Annotated in this window: 21 protein-coding genes; 10 read left to right on the top strand and 11 right to left on the bottom strand. The window is 61.3% G+C overall.

All coding sequences use genetic code 11. The annotated features are described in order from the left end of the window. Position 1: 1 nt before the first annotated feature. The 7 genes from QEO92_RS13190 (at position 2) to QEO92_RS13160 (ending at position 3006) form a co-directional block, all read left to right on the top strand. The gene (locus QEO92_RS13190) at positions 2-292 is read left to right on the top strand and encodes a nucleotidyltransferase family protein (RefSeq protein ID WP_227703345.1); all 291 of its coding nucleotides are present in this window, start codon (positions 2-4) and stop codon (positions 290-292) included. Continuing rightward, positions 289-651, top strand: a complete 363-nt coding sequence (locus QEO92_RS13185; RefSeq protein WP_227703344.1) for a HepT-like ribonuclease domain-containing protein — start codon at positions 289-291, stop codon at positions 649-651. Before QEO92_RS13190 ends, QEO92_RS13185 begins: the two co-directional genes overlap by 4 nt. Positions 652-724: 73 nt before the next feature. Beyond that, entirely contained in the window at positions 725-1015 is a 291-nt protein-coding gene (locus QEO92_RS13180; protein WP_227703343.1) for a nucleotidyltransferase family protein, read from the top strand. After that, positions 1012-1374: a HepT-like ribonuclease domain-containing protein gene (locus tag QEO92_RS13175; RefSeq protein WP_227703342.1), complete on the top strand. Its 363-nt coding sequence runs from the start codon at positions 1012-1014 to the stop codon at positions 1372-1374. Before QEO92_RS13180 ends, QEO92_RS13175 begins: the two co-directional genes overlap by 4 nt. Continuing rightward, positions 1371-1904 (top strand): ureidoglycolate lyase, encoded by a 534-nt coding sequence (locus QEO92_RS13170; RefSeq protein WP_407721277.1) that lies wholly within the window; start codon positions 1371-1373, stop codon positions 1902-1904. The genes QEO92_RS13175 and QEO92_RS13170 overlap by 4 nt, the downstream gene beginning before the upstream one ends. Beyond that, on the top strand, positions 1901-2257 hold the full coding sequence (uraH, locus tag QEO92_RS13165) for a hydroxyisourate hydrolase (protein WP_227703340.1): 357 nt from the start codon (positions 1901-1903) through the stop codon (positions 2255-2257). The genes QEO92_RS13170 and uraH overlap by 4 nt, the downstream gene beginning before the upstream one ends. Further along, positions 2257-3006 carry a metallophosphoesterase family protein gene (locus QEO92_RS13160; protein WP_227703339.1) on the top strand — a complete coding sequence of 250 codons (750 nt, stop codon included), beginning with the start codon at positions 2257-2259 and terminating at the stop codon, positions 3004-3006. Before uraH ends, QEO92_RS13160 begins: the two co-directional genes overlap by 1 nt. A 5-nt stretch (positions 3007-3011) precedes the next feature. Here QEO92_RS13160 and QEO92_RS13155 read toward each other — a convergent pair whose 3' ends face one another. Both QEO92_RS13155 and QEO92_RS13150 read right to left on the bottom strand, forming a co-directional pair. Further along, positions 3012-3416 carry a type II toxin-antitoxin system HicB family antitoxin gene (locus tag QEO92_RS13155; RefSeq protein WP_227703338.1) on the bottom strand — a complete coding sequence of 135 codons (405 nt, stop codon included), beginning with the start codon at positions 3414-3416 and terminating at the stop codon, positions 3012-3014. A gap of 2 nt (positions 3417-3418) precedes the next feature. Beyond that, on the bottom strand, positions 3419-3607 hold the full coding sequence (locus QEO92_RS13150; RefSeq protein WP_227703337.1) for a type II toxin-antitoxin system HicA family toxin: 189 nt from the start codon (positions 3605-3607) through the stop codon (positions 3419-3421). Positions 3608-3720: 113 nt separating this feature from the next. Here QEO92_RS13150 and QEO92_RS13145 point away from each other — a divergent pair, with 113 nt between their 5' ends. After that, positions 3721-4488 (top strand): thermonuclease family protein, encoded by a 768-nt coding sequence (locus tag QEO92_RS13145; RefSeq protein ID WP_227703336.1) that lies wholly within the window; start codon positions 3721-3723, stop codon positions 4486-4488. Positions 4489-4497: 9 nt separating this feature from the next. On the opposite strand, the gene QEO92_RS13140 is transcribed toward QEO92_RS13145, so the two are convergent. From QEO92_RS13140 to puuD, 4 genes are all read right to left on the bottom strand, one after another. After that, positions 4498-5643, bottom strand: a complete 1146-nt coding sequence (locus QEO92_RS13140; protein WP_227703335.1) for an alpha-hydroxy acid oxidase — start codon at positions 5641-5643, stop codon at positions 4498-4500. Between the two features lie 107 nt (positions 5644-5750). After that, on the bottom strand, positions 5751-6656 hold the full coding sequence (locus tag QEO92_RS13135; RefSeq protein ID WP_227703334.1) for an adenylate/guanylate cyclase domain-containing protein: 906 nt from the start codon (positions 6654-6656) through the stop codon (positions 5751-5753). Positions 6657-6691: 35 nt separating this feature from the next. Continuing rightward, positions 6692-7999 (bottom strand): guanine deaminase, encoded by a 1308-nt coding sequence (gene guaD / locus QEO92_RS13130; protein ID WP_227703333.1) that lies wholly within the window; start codon positions 7997-7999, stop codon positions 6692-6694. Beyond that, positions 7996-9234, bottom strand: a complete 1239-nt coding sequence (puuD, locus tag QEO92_RS13125) for a urate hydroxylase PuuD (RefSeq protein WP_227703332.1) — start codon at positions 9232-9234, stop codon at positions 7996-7998. Before puuD ends, guaD begins: the two co-directional genes overlap by 4 nt. 302 nt (positions 9235-9536) lie before the next feature. On the opposite strand from puuD, the gene QEO92_RS13120 reads away from it, so the two are divergent. Then, a complete protein-coding gene (locus QEO92_RS13120) occupies positions 9537-9896 on the top strand; it encodes a hypothetical protein (RefSeq protein WP_037148209.1) in 360 nt (119 codons plus the stop codon). Between the two features lie 64 nt (positions 9897-9960). Here QEO92_RS13120 and QEO92_RS13115 read toward each other — a convergent pair whose 3' ends face one another. Beyond that, positions 9961-10857: a LysR substrate-binding domain-containing protein gene (locus QEO92_RS13115; protein WP_227703331.1), complete on the bottom strand. Its 897-nt coding sequence runs from the start codon at positions 10855-10857 to the stop codon at positions 9961-9963. A gap of 351 nt (positions 10858-11208) precedes the next feature. Next, positions 11209-12132, bottom strand: coding sequence for a LysR substrate-binding domain-containing protein (locus QEO92_RS13110; RefSeq protein WP_341871448.1), 924 nt, complete (start codon positions 12130-12132; stop codon positions 11209-11211). Between the two features lie 105 nt (positions 12133-12237). Here QEO92_RS13110 and QEO92_RS13105 point away from each other — a divergent pair, with 105 nt between their 5' ends. Beyond that, positions 12238-12471, top strand: coding sequence for a hypothetical protein (locus QEO92_RS13105; RefSeq protein WP_227703329.1), 234 nt, complete (start codon positions 12238-12240; stop codon positions 12469-12471). On the opposite strand, the gene xdhC is transcribed toward QEO92_RS13105, so the two are convergent. From xdhC to xdhB, 3 genes are read right to left on the bottom strand one after another with little or no spacing between them, the layout of a single operon-like run. Continuing rightward, complete coding sequence (gene xdhC, locus QEO92_RS13100) at positions 12445-13278, bottom strand: xanthine dehydrogenase accessory protein XdhC (RefSeq protein ID WP_227703328.1); 834 nt, start codon at positions 13276-13278, stop codon at positions 12445-12447. The genes QEO92_RS13105 and xdhC overlap by 27 nt on opposite strands. Before the next feature lie 26 nt (positions 13279-13304). Beyond that, positions 13305-13820 carry a GNAT family N-acetyltransferase gene (locus QEO92_RS13095; protein ID WP_227703327.1) on the bottom strand — a complete coding sequence of 172 codons (516 nt, stop codon included), beginning with the start codon at positions 13818-13820 and terminating at the stop codon, positions 13305-13307. A gap of 10 nt (positions 13821-13830) precedes the next feature. Further along, the gene (gene xdhB, locus QEO92_RS13090; RefSeq protein WP_227703326.1) at positions 13831-16170 is read right to left on the bottom strand and encodes a xanthine dehydrogenase molybdopterin binding subunit; all 2340 of its coding nucleotides are present in this window, start codon (positions 16168-16170) and stop codon (positions 13831-13833) included. Positions 16171-16172: the final 2 nt, after the last annotated feature.

Raw genomic sequence — 16172 nt, 5'->3', positions numbered from 1 at the left:
CATGAGACCGTCGGAAGTGCTGGAAAAGAACCGGGAAATCATCAGGGAGATCGTTGCCCGCCGGCAGGTCTCCAACCCGCGGGTCTATGGTTCCGTGCTGCGCGGGGAGGATCGGCCTGATAGTGATCTGGATATTCTGGTTGCCCCTTCGCCAACGACCTCACTCTTCACGCTTGGTGGACTCCAGGGAGATCTGGAGGAAGCACTCGGCGTCACGGTTGATGTGAAGGTGCCAGGGGATTTTCCGCCGAAAGTGCGCGAGCGTATTGTCGCGGAAGCAGCCGCGATATGAGTGTGGAGCGCCTCGAAGCCTATCTCGATCGAATGGTTGTCACGGGAAGCAAGGCCGTGCGCTATGTCGCGGGCATGGAGCGGGACGCGTTCGTCCGTGATGAAATCAAACAGGACGCCGTCATCGCGAATATCATGGCGATCGGCGAATGCGCGACCAAAATCATGGAGCGTTTTCCGGACTTTGTTGTCGAGCATCCGGAGATCCCTTGGAGGGATATCCGGAACATGCGCGATCGGATCGCTCATCAGTATTTTGGCCTTGATGTCGATACCGTCTGGATGACTGTAGATCGGATGATTCCCAAGCTTCTCTCCCAGCTCGATTCCCTCCGCAACTGGCGGGCGCAGGGCGAGTGAGGCCCGGTTTATACTCCTGCTTTTCTCTCCTTCGTGCCTTGCCTATATTGACTGCATCGTAAGAGACATCGTCATGAGACCGTCGGAAGTGCTGGAAAAGAACCGCGAGGCGATCCGCGAAGCGACGAAACGCTTCAACGCGGCAAACCCGCGCGTCTTCGGTTCGGTGGCGCGGGGAGAGGATCGGCCGGACAGCGACCTCGATATCCTCGTGGACGCGCTTCCGGGAACGACATTGTTCGATCTGGGCGGCTTGCAAGATACGCTGGAAACGCTCCTGCGAGTGAAAGTCGATCTCGTGACGTCGGGGGGCATACGGAAATCCATGCGCGAGCGGATCCTGTCGGAAGCCAGAGCCATATGAGTGCGGACCGTTTGAGAGCATATCTCGATCAGATGCGATCCGCCGCGCTTCAGGCATGTGATTTCGTGGCCGGCATGGAACTGGAGACATTTCTCTCCGATGCCCGCACGCAGATGGCGGTGGGCATGGCGCTGGTTCTGATTGGCGAAAACGCTTCAAGGATCATCGCTCATCATCCCGATTTCGTCGCGGACCATCCGGAAATTCCATGGTCGAAGATAAAGGGCATGCGCAATTTCGTGGTTCATGACTACTATGAGTTGGAACTCCCTGTCGTCTTCGACACCGTGAAGCTCTCTTTGCCGGCGCTGGTTTCCCAATTCGACTTGATTCGCCAGTGGCGTGTGCAGGGCGAATGATTGCAAGTGTACGATTGAAGGCGAATGACGTGACCGACCATCTTGAGATACAGCCCCTTACCAAAGCTGCGTTCGCCCCCTTCGGCGACGTGATCGAGCCCGATCCTTCGACCATGCGGCTGATCAACAATGGCACCACGGAACGTTTCCATGCGTTGGCGGCGCCCGAAGCTGCGGGAGAGGGCGCGCGCGTCATCCTCAGCATTTTCCGTGGTCAGCCGCGCAGCTTCCCCTATGCGATCACCATGATGGAGCGGCATCCATTCGGCAGCCAGAGCTTTTCGCCGCTTTCGGACAGGCCGTTCCTCGTTGCCGTTTCGGAAGATATCGATGGAAAGCCGGGCAGGCCGAAGGTGTTTCTTGCCAGGGCCGGGCAGGGCGTGAACTACCGGATCAATATCTGGCACCATCCGCTGATGGCGCTCGGTGCGGTCAGCGGTTTCCTGGTGGCGGATCGCGACGGTCCCGGCAACAATCTGGAAGAGTTCTTTTTCAACGCCCCTTTCCTCGTTGCGGAGCCCAGCCTATGACCGGCCTTACCACCCATGTGCTCGACACGGCGAGCGGCACCCCGGCCGAAGGATTGACGATCGATCTCTACCGGCTGACAGGCGACAGACGCGAGAAGATCAGGACGGTGACGACCAATTCCGATGGTCGCGTCGACGGCGGGCCGATCCTGGTTGGCGAGACCTTCATCGCCGGCGAGTACGAACTCCTCTTCCATGCGGGCGATTATCTTCGCGCCCGCGGCGCGAAGCTTACCGAACCCGCCTTCCTCGACGTGATCCCGATCCGCTTCGGCATTTCCGATACGACGGCGCACTACCATGTGCCGCTGCTCCTGTCGCCCTACGGGTACTCGACCTATCGGGGAAGCTGATGCGCTTTGCCGCGATTGCCGACATTCATGGAAATTGCGCGGCGCTGCAGGCGGTGCTGGAGGATATTGCCGGGCTCGGCATCCGGGACATCGCCAACCTCGGCGATTGTTTCAGCGGCCCTCTGGAGGCGGACGGGGCCGGTGATCTCTTCCTGCTTCTGGATATGCACGCGGTGCAGACGGTTCGGGGCAATCATGACCGCTATCTCATCGAAACGCCGGCCGATGCTCTTGCGCCTTCGGATGCCCATGCGCACGCTCAGCTTGCGCCGCGTCATCTCGATTGGCTGCGCAAGCTGCCGTTCAGTACCATCTACCTGGACGAGGTTTTCCTCTGCCATGCGACGCCGCAGGATGACAATGTCTATTGGCTGGAACAGGTGTCGCCGGCAGGCCATGTCTTTCTGAAACCGCTCGAAGAGATCGAGGCCTTGGCCGATCGCATTGAGCAGTCGCTGATCCTGTGCGGTCACAGCCATATTCCGCGCGCCGTGCAACTCTCGGACGGGCGCCTGATCGTCAATCCCGGCAGCGTCGGCTGCCCGGCCTATGACGACGACAAGCCGTTCTTCCACAAGGTGGAGACAGGCCATGCCATGGCCTCCTATGCCGTCCTGGAAAAGACGCCCGCCGGCGGCTGGGTGCCCGAGTTCCGCAACGTACCGTACGACCATATGGCGATGTCGCGGCTTGCCGCGGAGAACGGCCGTCTCGACTGGGCCATGGCGCTTGCGACGGGAAGGGTCTGATCACTTCAAACCGCTGTGTTGCGCTCCATCTCGTGTCGCGCTGCCCTTGCGAGAAAACCAGAGCGCGAGAGGCCGCTCGCCTCCGCGAAGGTGTCGATCCGCTGAAGCACGTCTTCCGGCAGCGTGACATTGATACGTACGGCTTTGGCTGCCTGCGTCTTCAAGCTCACGAGAATCGCTACCCCGTCCCGATTGGCTGGATCGCTCATCACGCCCTCCAGGCTCGATGGTTCAGGGACCGCCTCGCCATCCTCAGCCATGCCCTCCACGTGGAATGCAAGCGCTTCTTCGGCCATCTGACGGGCCTCGTCCAAGGTCGAGCCTGCGGTTACGACGCCCGGGAAGTCCGGGAAGGAGACACCATAGTCACTTCCTGCTTCCTTGCGGATGAGGCCGATATAGTTGCTCATGGTTACCTCAGTTTCAGTCCCGCCTGTTTCTCGATGCTGCGGAGCGTGCCGAGCGGGATGTCGCGCTTCGGATGAGGAACGGTGACGCGTCCCGGCTTTTCCGGATGCTTGAACTGAACATGGCTGCCTTTCTGGGCCAGCTCGATCCAGCCATCCTTGCGCAGCAGCGCAATTACCTCAGCGCTTCTCATAAGGCGAAATTATACACACTAATACACAATTTCAAGGTGCTTCTTGGCGTGCTGAAACCTTTCGGCAACCCTTGCTCCGGATACTTCTCTCCGATTCGACAGGAGAGATTCTGATGGCCCAATCGCGCGGAAAATCCGGTTCACGGCGCAAAGGCGGCAAGCGCGCGTCGAAAAGCTCAGGCTCGTCGCTCTGGCCGTGGCTGGCCGCACTTCTCGTGGTCGGCGGCGGCATCGCGCTTTATGACAATTCGGCCGTGGCGCGACGGTTCGTCGCCAGCCTGACGTCCGGGAAACCCGTGCAAGTTGCTGCGAAGCCCGCATCGGCGTCCGCTAGGCCGGAGCCGCCGAAGCCAGCGGCATCAATCCCTCACCGACCGGTGACATCGAAGCCGGCGATGTTGCCGGATGAAAACCATACAGCCGCCATCATTCCGCCGGCGCTGATCGGCAAGCCGACGGGAAGTGACGTTCCCAGAACGACCGAAGCACCGAAAACCGGCGAGGAGCTCGCCGGCGCCTATGAGGCGAAATTCTATCTCTGCGGCACGGCCAAACAAGACGATTGCGTCGTCTCCGCCGATCGTTTCGTCTTTCATGGGCAGAAGGTCCGCCTCGTCGGCATCGAGGTGCCGGACATCAAGAAGCCGAACTGCGAGGAGGAGCGGATCAAAGCCAGCGATGCGGAACTGCGCGTGCGCGCCTTCCTCGATTCCGGGCCGTTCGAGCTTGTCACCTGGCAAGGCAATGACGCGGAGGTCGACGGCCACAAGCTGCGGCAGGTCACACGGAACGGCATTTCGCTCTCGGACATTCTCGTCCGCGAGGGCCTTGCGCGCCGGCCGGGAACCAGGGGCGGGTGGTGCTCGACCGATCGCTCGTGAAGCTGGCGGTCAGAAAGGGACGTTCGCCAGAATACTGCGGTCGACAGTCTGGATGTCCCGCTTGCCGCAAAGCGCCATGGTGATATCCAACTCGTTGCGGATGACATTGAGCGCGGTCGTGACCCCGTCCTTGCCCATGGCGCCGAGACCATAGAGGAAGGGACGGCCTATATAGGTGCCCCGTGCGCCAAGCGCCACGGCTTTCAGGACGTCCTGGCCCGAGCGGATGCCGCCGTCCACGTGGACTTCGATCCGGTCGCCGACGGCATCGACGATCTTCGGCAACATGCTGATCGAGGAGGGAGCGCCGTCGAGCTGGCGGCCGCCATGGTTGGAGACGATGATCGCGTCCGCGCCGGTGTCGGCTGCGGCGCGCGCATCCTCTTCATCCAGAATGCCCTTGATGATCAGCTTGCCGCCCCACAGGTCCTTGATCCAGCGGATGTCGTCCCAGGAGAGCTTTGGATCGAACTGTTCGGCCGTCCAGGCACCGAGCGAGGAGAGGTCGGAGACGTTGCTTGCATGGCCGACGATATTGCCGAATCCGCGGCGCTTGGTGCCGAGCATTTCCAGGCACCATTGCGGGCGGGTGGCAAGCTGCATGAAGCTCTTCAGCGTCCATTTCGGCGGCGCCGACAGGCCGTTGCGCAGGTCCTTGTGGCGTTGGCCGAGGATCTGCAGGTCGGCGGTAACGACCAGTGCAGAGCACTTTGCGGCCTTGGCGCGGCCGATCAGCCGCTCCACGAAGCCGCGGTCCTTCATCACATAGAGCTGAAACCAGAACGGCTTGGACGTCACGGAAGCAACGTCCTCGATCGAGCAAATGCTCATCGTCGAAAGGGTGAACGGAACGCCAAATTCCTCCGCGGCCTTCGCAGCCAGCATTTCACCGTCGGCATGCTGCATGCCGGTCATGCCGGTCGGGGCCAGCGCCACGGGCATCATTGCCTTTTCGCCGATCATCGTGGTTTCGAGCGTACGGTTGGTCATGTCGACCAGCACGCGCTGGCGCAGCTTGATCTTCGCAAAGTCGTCCTCGTTGGCCCGGTACGTGCTCTCTGTCCAGGCGCCGCTGTCCGCATAATCGAAGAACATCTTTGGCACGCGCCGACGGGCCAGGATTTTCAGATCTGCGATGGTCAGCGGTTTGGACATGGTTTGAACTTCCTCCGGAATGTTCCGGAGGACTATCACATCCGAGGCCCATCGCCAGCGGAAACATCAGCTTGATACCGGATTTCCAACCTTTGCAGCGGCCTGTTTCAGTTGCGCATGACCCAGCGGATCGCCGCGACGACGGCAAAGCCCGTCAGCGGCCAGATTGCCCAGAAAGTTCCCTGCCATGACAGGAGGTTAATGCCGACGAGGCCGATGCCGATGATCGCCAGGCTTGTCATGTACCGGTCAAAGCGGTCCTGCAGCCGCGCCATGATCACACCGGCGGTGACGGCGAGGGCGAGGATCGGCCAGGCGGCCCAGAAGACGCCTTGCCAGGTGAGTGCGTTGACGATGACCAGGACTGCCGCGGCGATGGGGAAAATGCTGAGACGCTTGCGGACCTTCGACGGTGACGTGGTTGGCCGCGGTCCGTGATCGATTGCGGCGGCGGCAGTTTGCCAGGCGGCGGATGCCGGCTGCGCCGCTGCTTCGCCGATGCGGATGGAGTAGCTCGGGATCGCTTCCGAGACATTCTTCACCGTCAGCGGGCCGAGAAAATCGAAGCCGACCGGCACCTTGTTGCGGACCTGATCATAGACGGTGCTGGAAATGACGATGCCGCCGGCTGGCGCAGAGGCCTGCAGGCGGGCTGCGATATTGACGCCATCGCCATAGATGTCCGTCCCCTCGAGGATAACGTCGCCGAGATTGATGCCGATGCGGAAAAGCATCTGTTCCGCAGCCGGTTTCGCGGCATTGAAGCCCGCAAGCTCCGTCTGCACGTCGACTGCGGTGCGCACTGCCTCGACCACGCTCGGAAAGTCGGCAATCAACCCGTCGCCCCAGGTATTGACGATGCGGCCGCCATGGGCCGCGATCAGGCCGGACATGGCATCGCGGTAGCGCTTCAGCGTCGCCAGCGTGCCTTCCTCATCGGAACCCATCAGGCGAGTGTAGTCCTGCACGTCGGCGGAGAAGATGGTTGTCAACTTGCGCTGCGTCTCACTCATGCTTTCTCCGCATCACATGGGCACTCCGCGTGCCGTCAGAGCGCCGTCTTCATCGCATTGCCTGCCACATAAGTCTCTATCACGGCGCGGTCGTCGCCCATGGTCTGGAGCAGGAAAAGTTCTTCCGGTAGGGTCTTCACCGTTTCCATCCGCAGCTTCATCGCCGGCGTCGCGGCGGCGTCCAGCACGATGAGGTCGGCTGTCGTGCCGGGCTCCAGCGTGCCGATATCTCCCACCATGGACAGCGCTTCGGCATTGCCGCGGGTCATCAGGTAGAAGCTTTCCAGCGGATTGAGGCGTTCGCCAAGCAGCTGCTGGATCTTGTAAGCTTCGTCCATCGTCCGCAGCATCGAATAGCTCGACCCGCCGCCGATATCGGTCGCGACCGCCACGCGCACCGGCTTTTCGCGCCGCATCAGCGCCTTCATGGGAAAGAGGCCGGAGCCGAGGAAGAGGTTCGAGGTCGGGCAGTGGACCGCCACCGCGCCGGCCTCAGACAGCGCATCCGCTTCGCGCTCGGAGAGGTGGATCGCATGGCCGAGCAGCGTTTTCGGCCCAAGCAATCCGTAATGGGCGTAGACGTCCGTATAGTCCTTCGCCTGCGGATAGAGTTCCAGGGTATAGCGAATCTCGTCGTGGTTCTCGGAAAGATGCGTCTGGATGTGAAGGTCCGGAAATTCTTCGGCCAGCGCCTGAGCCGCCCTCATCTGTGCCGGCGTCGAGGTGATCGCGAAACGCGGCGTGATCGCCACGTGGTTTCGCCCCTTGCCGTGCCATTCGGCGATCACAGCCCGAGTCTCGTCATAACCCATCTCGGGCGTGTCGAGCAGGCCCTGAGGGGCGTTGCGGTCCATCATCACCTTGCCGCCGACCATGCACATGCCGCGCTTCAACGCTTCAGCGAAGAAGGCGTCCGCTGAGGTTTTATGGACCGAGCAATAGGCGACGACCGTCGTCGTGCCATGGCGGATGAGCTCATCGTAGAAATGGGTTGCGATCCGTGCCGCGTGGTCGGTTTCCACGAACCGGCACTCCTCCGGAAACGTATAGGTGTTCAGCCATTCGAGCAGGTTTGCGGCGTAGGAGGCGATCACCTGCATCTGCGGAAAATGCAGGTGCATGTCGATGAAACCCGGCAGGATGAGATGCGGCCGGTGGTCGATCTCCTCGATGCCTTCAGGTGCCCTGGACCTCACCGCAGCATAGTCGCCGAAGGCTGCAATCCTGCCATCCGCGACCAACAGGGCGCCGTCGTGCTCATATGCATAGCTCTCCGTGTCTGTGAGGCTGAGCGGTGCCCGCTTGAAGGAGATGAGCCGCCCGCGGATCAGCTTTTCGGTCATTCGGATATCGCGCTTTCGTACCAGGCCGTGATGAGCTTCCGCTCCTCCGGCGAAATATCGGTGACATTGCCGGGCGGCATGGCGTGGCTCCGGCCTGCCTGGATATAGATTTCCCGTGCGTGGGCGGCAATCTCCCGGTCGGTTTCGAGCTTCACGGATTTCGGCGTGAAATTGATGCCCTCCCAGACGGGTTCGGCCGCATGACACATGGAACATCGCGCCTGCACGACATCGCGGGCAGCACCGAAATGGGCATTGGACGCAAATCTCTGTTCGACGGTCGTCATGGGGGACGTCATCGAAGTTTCCGTCTCGCCGGTAAGCACTTTGGGTACAGTCGAGAGCCAGATGATTGCGATGAAGAGGATCACCGTCACCAGCCAGGTCCACGTCGGCTTGCCCTTCCGCGCATGGGTCGTGTTGAACCAGTGCCTTATCGTCACGCCCATCAGGAAGACGAGTGCTGCGATCACCCAGTTGAATGCGGTCGCGAAGGCCAGCGGATAGTGGTTCGACAGCATGAAGAAGATGACGGGCAGCGTCAGGTAGTTGTTGTGGAGCGAGCGCTGCTTGGCGATCACGCCATATTTCGGGTCCGGCGTGCGGCCGGCGATCAGGTCCGCCACCACCACCTTCTGGTTCGGGATGATGATGAAGAAGACGTTGGCCGACATGATCGTCGCCGTGAAGGCGCCGAGATGAAGGAAGGCGGCGCGGCCGGTGAAGACCTGCGTATAGCCCCAGGCCATGGCGACCAGTACGACATAGAGCACTGCCATCAGGCCCCAGGTGTTCTTCCCGATCGGTGATTTGCAGAGCTGGTCATAGATGATCCAGCCGACCGCCAGCGATGCCAGCGAAATGACGATCGCCTGCCAGGGCGCGAGATCCATCACCGTCCGGTCGATCAGGAAGAGGTCGGCGCCGCCGTAATAGACGATGCAGAGCATCAGGAAGCCGGAGAGCCAGGTGAAGTAGCTCTCGTATTTGAACCAGGTCAGGTGCTCGGGCATCTCGGCCGGCGCCACCAGATATTTCTGGACGTGGTAGAAGCCACCGCCATGCACCTGCCATTCCTCGCCATGCACGCCCGCCGGCAGATGCGGCCGCTTCACGAGCCCGAGATCGAGTGCGATGAAATAGAAGGAGGAGCCGATCCAGGCGATCCCCGTGATGACGTGAAACCAGCGGGCGGCGAAACTCAGCCATTCCCAGGCGACGGCATATTCATACATTCAGTCTTCCCCTTTTTGCCCCCCGACTCGTCACTTTGCGAGAAAAATGGGTGAGAGGGAAGCGATTATCGCCCGGAACTTTTTGTTTCATAGCGGAACTTGACAGGGCGAATAGGAGTTCATCGCGCACGCCCTCAGAAGTTCACAATTGTCGAATGTACTAAATTGTGCATTGCAAAATTTGGGGGTTAGCCGGCTAAGGCGACTCACGTAACTTAGCGGATGCAAGTCAACCGGCGGTGTCCGGGTATTGCGTGAAGGGCTCTCGCCGGGGATGGCATTCATCAACGGAGACTAAGCTCATGCGTGGTATTCTGATGGGTATGGTGATTGCGTTTGTGTCTTGTGTATATGCCGGATCGGCAGCGGCCCACGAGGCACATAGCCCGAAGGGCGTGGCCTGGAAATACGACGGTTTCTGCTGCAACGGAGACAATCATACCGGGGACTGCCAGATGATCTCGACGAAAAATGTCAAGATCATCAAGGGCGGTTATGAAATCTCCCTCGGTCCGGGAGACCATAGGCTGATTACAAGGCCGCATCATTTCACGCTTCCCCAGAGCCAGGCGCGGCGCAGCAAAGACGAAGAATATCACCTCTGCCTTTATCCGACCGAGGACACATTGCGCTGCTTCTATGCGCCCGACATGAGTTACTGAAAGGGCGAATTTGCGAGTGTGACGCGGTTTGCATCCGGAAATTGCGCTGGAGAAAAACTGACTGCTAGTCCCTGAAGGTCGGCATGGTCTTTCGCATGAAATCGCGGAAGGCGCGGATTTTCCGGGAGTTCCTGCGGGTTTGCGGATAGACGAGCCAGTAGTCGGTTCCGTCATCACTCAACAGATCGAACGGCTGGATCAGTCTGCCGAGCGCCACATCGTCGGTGTAGAATTCAGGTTTGAGAATGGCGACGCCATGGCCGGCGATCGCTGCTGCCGCCTCGAAGGCCTGCGCGCCGAACTTGCTACTGGGACGGCCGCCGAGATCGACATCCGGCATGCCAGCCGCCGTAAACCAGATGCGCCACCAGGGATCGCCGGGATCGATGATCCTGAGCTTCAGCAGATCCTCTGGCGTCCTTACCCCTCCGATCGTCGCCGCAAGCTCCGGGCTCAGCATCGGCGTGAAATGGCTCTTCATCAGGGAATGCGACCTCAGGCCCGGCCAATCGCCCTTGCCGGTGCGGATTGCCACGTCGGCTTCGGTTCTCGCGAAATCGATCATCTCGTGTGACGTCTCGAGTCTGACCGCGATGCCGGGATTTTCCAACTGGAACGTTCCCAGATGTCGCGCCAGCCAGCGTGCAGCAAAAGTCGCGGTCGAATGGATGATCAGCGTGCCTTCCGATGTGTCCCTGAGGCTGGTGATCGCCTCGCTCATGATACCGAAAGCTTCGGTGATCCTCGGGGCCAGCCGCTCGCCGGATTCCGTTAGCGTCACCTGCCGCGGCCGGCGCAGAAAGAGCGGCTCGCCGATCGTGTCCTCCAGAAGCTTGATCTGGTAACTCACCGCCGTCTGGGTGAGGCCCAGCTCCTCGCCTGCCTTGGTGAAACTCATCTGCCGGGCAGCGGATTCGAACGCGCGCAGTGCATTCAAAGGAAACTGCTTCGACATTTTCATGGATAAGCTCTCTTGATCTATGCAGACGAAATCTTCGTTGGAAAACCAGCATAATCCGGCGCATCCTGCTTTCATAGTCATCAATCGAATACCGGTGAGAACCGGAGGAGAAGGAGCCATGACCCATGGTATGCCTGCGCTTTTTGCGCGCTTGTGGAGCCTGAGCGACCACTTTGACATTCCGGTCCGTAGCGAGCGGGCTCGGAGAAACCGCGTCGAGAAAGAGGAAATGACGGAGCAGCAGCTCCGGGACATCGGCATCATGGACGGGCGCCCCTCCCGACAGACATTGCCGAGGTGCGAACGCCGCGAGCAATGGTGGCCGATGGAACGACCGCCGACACTATAGTGCTACGCTGCGACGATTGCCCCGGCACCGTCAGAAGCGAGATCGTTCGAGAGGGTTTCGGCGATCCACGCATGGAAAGCCTTGATCTTCGCGGAATTTCGCCGGGCCTGCGGATAGGTGAGCCAGTAGGTCTTCTCGTCGCAGACAGAAAGGCCGAACGGCTGGACCAATCGTCCTGTCGCCAGGTCGTCCCTGAAGAAAAAGGGCGTGAGCATCGCCACGCCATGACCCGATATCGCGGCCTTCGCCTCCAGATCGAGCGCGCCCAAAGCGTCGAGGCTGGACGGCTTGATCGGCGCGGGGTCGATGTTGGCGGCTTCGAACCAGTCAAGCCAGCAGCCGCCGATCTCGGAAATCCAGGGCAGCTTCAGAAGGTCCGCAGGCTGGCTGATGCCGCCAATGCTTTCCGCCAGCCGCGGCGCCAGCATGGGTGCGAAATTCAGGCGCAGAAGTGGATGGCAGATCATCCCCCTCGGAGGCTCCGCCGCGATCTGGATGGCAATATCGGAGAACGCCGTGTGCTCGTGTGCCATGTTGCGCAGGAGCCGTACCGAGATCTGCGGATGGGCTGCGCGAAAGGCACCGAGACGGAGCGAGAGCCATTGCGAGGCGAAGGTCGGCGGAGAGTGGATCTCCAGCGTCTCCTCCCTCGTGCCGCGCGCCTCCTGCACCGCTTCCGACAACAGGGAAAAAGCCTCGGCCACGTTGGGCAGGAGGTTGCGCCCAGTTTCGGTGAGCTGCAGCGCCCGCGGCCTGCGGATGAAGACCGCGTCGCCGAGATGATCCTCCAGAAGCTTGATCTGGTAGCTCACCGCCGTTTGGGTCATGCCGAGTTCGTCCGCGGCACGGGTGAAGTTTTCCAGGCGCGCGACCGCCTCGAAAACCCGGAGTGCATTCAGCGGAAAGCGGCGCGACAGCTTCATCATAAGTTCTCTTGATCGCGAGCCACTGTATTTGAATTGGAATTCGCCGGCAATCCGGCGCATTCCTCAGCCGATCCAACAACACAAGTTCATCAATGTGGAGCGACCATGCTGTCCGCACAGGCTCTGTCCGTGTCCTTACAATCCATCCGCCCGGGCGGCGTCTGGCGCGCCTTCGGCCGTTACCTTCGTCAGCTCGTCAGGCCCGGCCTCTGGCGCGTGCCTAAGCTGCCGGTCGAGCTGCGGTCGGATGTCGGGCTCGGCGAAGCCTTGCCGTCCGACCGTGCCGAGGCCTTCTGGGAGGCGAAGCGCCGATCATGCGTTCGGGACCTGCCGCTTTGAACCCTGCTTTTCTCGGGCAGCGCAGGTTTCCAGCAATTCGGCGGCTACCAATGCGGCAATCACCGCCGGCCGCTTGTCCCTGACCGTGGAGCCGCCAATCGGCAGGACGAGGCGGGAGAGCATTTTTTCGTCGCCGCCCTCCCGCTTCAGCCAGTTCGCAAACGTGGCGCGCTTGGTGGCCGAGCCGATCATGCCGACATAGGCGAGGTCGGATCTGGCAAGCGCTTCTTTGGCGATCAGGAAATCCAGTGCGTGGTCGTGGGTGAGGATGACCGCGGCACCACCAGCTGGAATCCGGGCCACGAACGCCTCCGGCACGGCGGTCAGGTGTCTCGCCGCGTTTCCCGGCAGATCCTCCAGCGCCTCTGCGCGCGTCTCGACCACGGTGACCGCGAAAGGCAACGGCGTCAGTGCCCTGGCCAGCGCCTGGCCGACATGGCCGGCACCGAAGAGATAAACCGCGGGCCGCTCTTCCTCTTCATTTTTCATGCGGCTTTCAAGCTTTTCGGCGAGCGCCGGCGTCATCTGCATGAAAGTGAGTTTCGCGCGACCGCCGCAGCATTGGCCGATCTCGGGGCCGAGCGGGATATCCATCATCGCCTCTCCACCACCCGACAGCATCGCGCGGGCGTTGTCGATCGCCATATATTCGAACTGCCCGCCGCCGATCGTCCCCCAGATCGCCGTCTCCGCCACCAGCATGAAGGCACCCACCTCCCGCGGCGTCGAACCCTTCGTCTCTGTGACCTCGACCAGGATCGCGCCGGGGTGGTTGGCGATAAAGATGGGGAGGGGGAGGTCATGCATGGTTGAGCCAGGTTCCCAAACGAAGCTTACGAACCAGGCTGATCGGCGCCTGCCTCGAATGCGTCGGCAAATTTTAATACACCGCGCGGCGATGGGCCAGAGAACACAATCCGCTGCACATAGCGGCGATCCAGATCGCCGTAAGCGAGCAGGCCATCACTCTCAAAACCGGACCCCCGATAGACTTCGGGATTGCCAATCAAAGCGCAACCGGCCGCACCGCGTTCCTTCAACCTCTTCAATCCTTCACTGATAAGTGCCTTTCCAATGCCCTGGCGCTGTCTTTCCGGCTGCACGGATATCGGGCCAAGACCAAACCAGCCCCCATGGACACCGTCGATGGTAACCCGCGAGAAGGCGACATGGCCTATGACCACGCCATCCTCTTCGGCAACCAGAGACAAAGTGAGGTCACCCGAACTGCGCAGCGCGCGAATGATCGGAGCCTCCGATCCGTTGCTGTATGGCATCGGTGCGAAAGCCGTTGCCGTCAACTCGTGGATCGCGTCTTCGTCGCTGGGGAGTTCGGCCCGGATCAGCAAGGTCTGTGTCTCACTCCATCGCCTTCAGCCGTTCGACCGCCATCAGCACGCGCTCGGGCGTGGCCGGTGCGTCGAGGCGCGGGCAGACGGAATAGTCAGCGACGCTTGCCACTGCCATGGAGATCGCCTCGAGGACCGAGATTGCCAGCATGAAGGGCGGCTCGCCGACCGCCTTGGAGCGGCCGATCGTTGGTTCAGCATTCTCCGACCACTCCGCGAGCTTCACGTTGAAGATCTTCGGCCGGTCGGAGGCGAGCGGGATCTTGTAGGTCGATGGCGCATGGGTCCTCAGCCGCCCCCTTGCATCCCACCACAGTTCCTCGGTCGTCAGCCAGCCCATGCCCTGTATGAATCCGCCCTCGATCTGGCCGATATCGATCGCCGGGTTCAAGGATTTGCCGACGTCGTGGAGGATGTCGGTACGCTCGACGAGATATTCGCCGGTCAGCGTGTCGACCGACACTTCCGAAGCTGCGGCGCCATAAGCGAAATAGTAGAAAGGCCGGCCGCGCCCGGCGTGGCGGTCCCAGTGAATCTTGGGCGTCTTGTAGAAGCCCGTGGCGGAAAGCTGCACACGGTCGTAATAGGCGGCCCGGACGAGCGTGTCGAAAGGCACAATCTCGCTGCCGATCCGCACCCGGTTCGGCAGGAACTCGATCTTTTCACGCGCCACTTTCCATTGCCGCACGGCGAACTGGATCAGCCGCTCCTTGAGCTGGCGCGCTGCATCATAGGCTGCCATGCCGTTGAGATCCGAGCCGGAAGAGGCGGCTGTGGCAGAGGTGTTCGGCACCTTGCCGGTCGTCGTTGCGGTGATCTTCACCCGGTCGATATCGACCTGGAACGTGTTGGCCACCACCTGAGCCACCTTGGTGTAGAGGCCCTGGCCCATTTCGGTGCCGCCATGGTTCAGATGGATCGAACCGTCCTGATAGATATGCACCAGCGCGCCCGCCTGGTTATAGGCGGTCATGGTGAATGAGATGCCGAATTTCACCGGAGTCAGCGCAATGCCCCTGCGGATCACCGGACTGTTTTCATTGAATTCGAGGATTGCCTGGCGCCGGGCCTGATAATCCGAGGAGGCCTCCAACTCCTCGACAATGCGGGCGACAATGTTGTCTTCGACCTCCTGATGGTAAGGTGTCACCGTCCGCCCGGAACCCCGGAGGCCGTAGAAATTCAGCTTGCGGATCTCAAGCGGGTCCTTGCCGACGGCATAGGCGATCTCCTCGATAATCCGCTCGCCGCCGACCATGCCCTGCGGGCCGCCGAAACCGCGAAACGCGGTATTGGAGACGGTGTGGGTCTTGAGCGGCTGCGAGGTGAGGCGAACATGCGGATAATAGTAGCTGGAATCCGCGTGGAAGAGGGCGCGGTCGGTCACGGGGCCGGAGAGATCGGCGGAAAAGCCGCACCGTGCCGCGTAGGTGGCGTCGACCGCGTGGATCAGGCCCTCCTCGCTGAAGGCGACGTCATAGTCGACGCGGAAATCGTGCCGCTTGCCGGTGATCGACATATCCTCGTCGCGGTCGGGACGGAATTTCACCGCCCGCTTCAGTTTCCTGGCGGCGACTGCCGCAAGTGCGGCAAACTGGTTTCCCTGCGTTTCCTTGCCGCCGAAACCGCCGCCCATGCGCCGGGTCTGCACGGTCACGGCATTGTTGGCGACGCCCAAAACATGCGCCACCATGTGCTGCACCTCGCTCGGGTGCTGGGTGGAGGACCAGACGGTCACTTCGTCGTCTTCGCCGGGTATTGCCATGGCGATATGGCTTTCCAGATAAAAATGTTCCTGGCCGCCGATATACATGTGACCCTGGACGCGCAGCGGCGCCTTCTCGATCTCCGTTTCCGGCTCGCCACGTTTCAACGTCATCGGTTCGATGACGTTTGGCGCGTTGTTCGCGCGGGCGGTGTCGATGTCGGTCCAGTGCGGCAAGTCGCTATATTCGATATGGGCAAGCTTTGCGGCCCGGCGAGCCTGGTCGCGCGTCTTCGCAATGACGGCAAAGATCGGCTGGCCGTGGAACTGCACCTCGGCCGTGGCGAGCAGCGGCTCGTCGTGCTGGCCCGTGGAGGCGACGTCGTTGAAGCCCGGGATGTCTTCCGCCGTCATCACCCAGATGACACCCGGTGCGGCCTTCACGGCGGAAAGGTCGATCGAGACGATTTCCGCATGCGCCCGGTCGGAGAGGCCGAGGCCGCCGTGCAGCGTGCCCGCAGGCTCCGGAATGTCATCGATATATTCGGCACTTCCGGTGACATGCTTATGCGCGGAGTCATGTTTCAGCGCCGCATGCATCGGGCCGTTGATGACGGATTTGGTCTCGAAGGTCGACTTGTCCATCA

The organism is Neorhizobium petrolearium (assembly GCF_029854435.1).
Taxonomy (GTDB): Bacteria; Pseudomonadota; Alphaproteobacteria; order Rhizobiales; family Rhizobiaceae; genus Neorhizobium; species Neorhizobium petrolearium.
The sequence above is the reverse complement of the archived record's forward strand: the minus strand, read 5'-3'. Positions and strand labels throughout refer to the sequence as shown.

Bases quoted from the DNA above. Each gene is read 5' to 3' on its own strand.
- QEO92_RS13175 (WP_227703342.1), top strand. From the start codon at position 1,012: ATGAGTGCGGACCGTTTGAGAGCATATCTCGATCAGATGCGATCCGCC.
- QEO92_RS13160 (WP_227703339.1), top strand. From the start codon at position 2,257: ATGCGCTTTGCCGCGATTGCCGACATTCATGGAAATTGCGCGGCGCTG.
- QEO92_RS13120 (WP_037148209.1), top strand. From the start codon at position 9,537: ATGCGTGGTATTCTGATGGGTATGGTGATTGCGTTTGTGTCTTGTGTA.
- puuD (WP_227703332.1), bottom strand. From the start codon at position 9,234: ATGTATGAATATGCCGTCGCCTGGGAATGGCTGAGTTTCGCCGCCCGC.
- QEO92_RS13135 (WP_227703334.1), bottom strand. From the start codon at position 6,656: ATGAGTGAGACGCAGCGCAAGTTGACAACCATCTTCTCCGCCGACGTG.
- QEO92_RS13180 (WP_227703343.1), top strand. From the start codon at position 725: ATGAGACCGTCGGAAGTGCTGGAAAAGAACCGCGAGGCGATCCGCGAA.
- QEO92_RS13190 (WP_227703345.1), top strand. From the start codon at position 2: ATGAGACCGTCGGAAGTGCTGGAAAAGAACCGGGAAATCATCAGGGAG.
- QEO92_RS13115 (WP_227703331.1), bottom strand. From the start codon at position 10,857: ATGAAAATGTCGAAGCAGTTTCCTTTGAATGCACTGCGCGCGTTCGAA.
- guaD (WP_227703333.1), bottom strand. From the start codon at position 7,999: ATGACCGAAAAGCTGATCCGCGGGCGGCTCATCTCCTTCAAGCGGGCA.
- xdhC (WP_227703328.1), bottom strand. From the start codon at position 13,278: ATGCATGACCTCCCCCTCCCCATCTTTATCGCCAACCACCCCGGCGCG.
- QEO92_RS13155 (WP_227703338.1), bottom strand. From the start codon at position 3,416: ATGAGCAACTATATCGGCCTCATCCGCAAGGAAGCAGGAAGTGACTAT.
- xdhB (WP_227703326.1), bottom strand. From the start codon at position 16,170: ATGGACAAGTCGACCTTCGAGACCAAATCCGTCATCAACGGCCCGATG.
- uraH (WP_227703340.1), top strand. From the start codon at position 1,901: ATGACCGGCCTTACCACCCATGTGCTCGACACGGCGAGCGGCACCCCG.
- QEO92_RS13150 (WP_227703337.1), bottom strand. From the start codon at position 3,607: ATGAGAAGCGCTGAGGTAATTGCGCTGCTGCGCAAGGATGGCTGGATC.
- QEO92_RS13145 (WP_227703336.1), top strand. From the start codon at position 3,721: ATGGCCCAATCGCGCGGAAAATCCGGTTCACGGCGCAAAGGCGGCAAG.
- QEO92_RS13140 (WP_227703335.1), bottom strand. From the start codon at position 5,643: ATGTCCAAACCGCTGACCATCGCAGATCTGAAAATCCTGGCCCGTCGG.
- QEO92_RS13170 (WP_407721277.1), top strand. From the start codon at position 1,371: ATGATTGCAAGTGTACGATTGAAGGCGAATGACGTGACCGACCATCTT.
- QEO92_RS13185 (WP_227703344.1), top strand. From the start codon at position 289: ATGAGTGTGGAGCGCCTCGAAGCCTATCTCGATCGAATGGTTGTCACG.
- QEO92_RS13110 (WP_341871448.1), bottom strand. From the start codon at position 12,132: ATGATGAAGCTGTCGCGCCGCTTTCCGCTGAATGCACTCCGGGTTTTC.
- QEO92_RS13105 (WP_227703329.1), top strand. From the start codon at position 12,238: ATGCTGTCCGCACAGGCTCTGTCCGTGTCCTTACAATCCATCCGCCCG.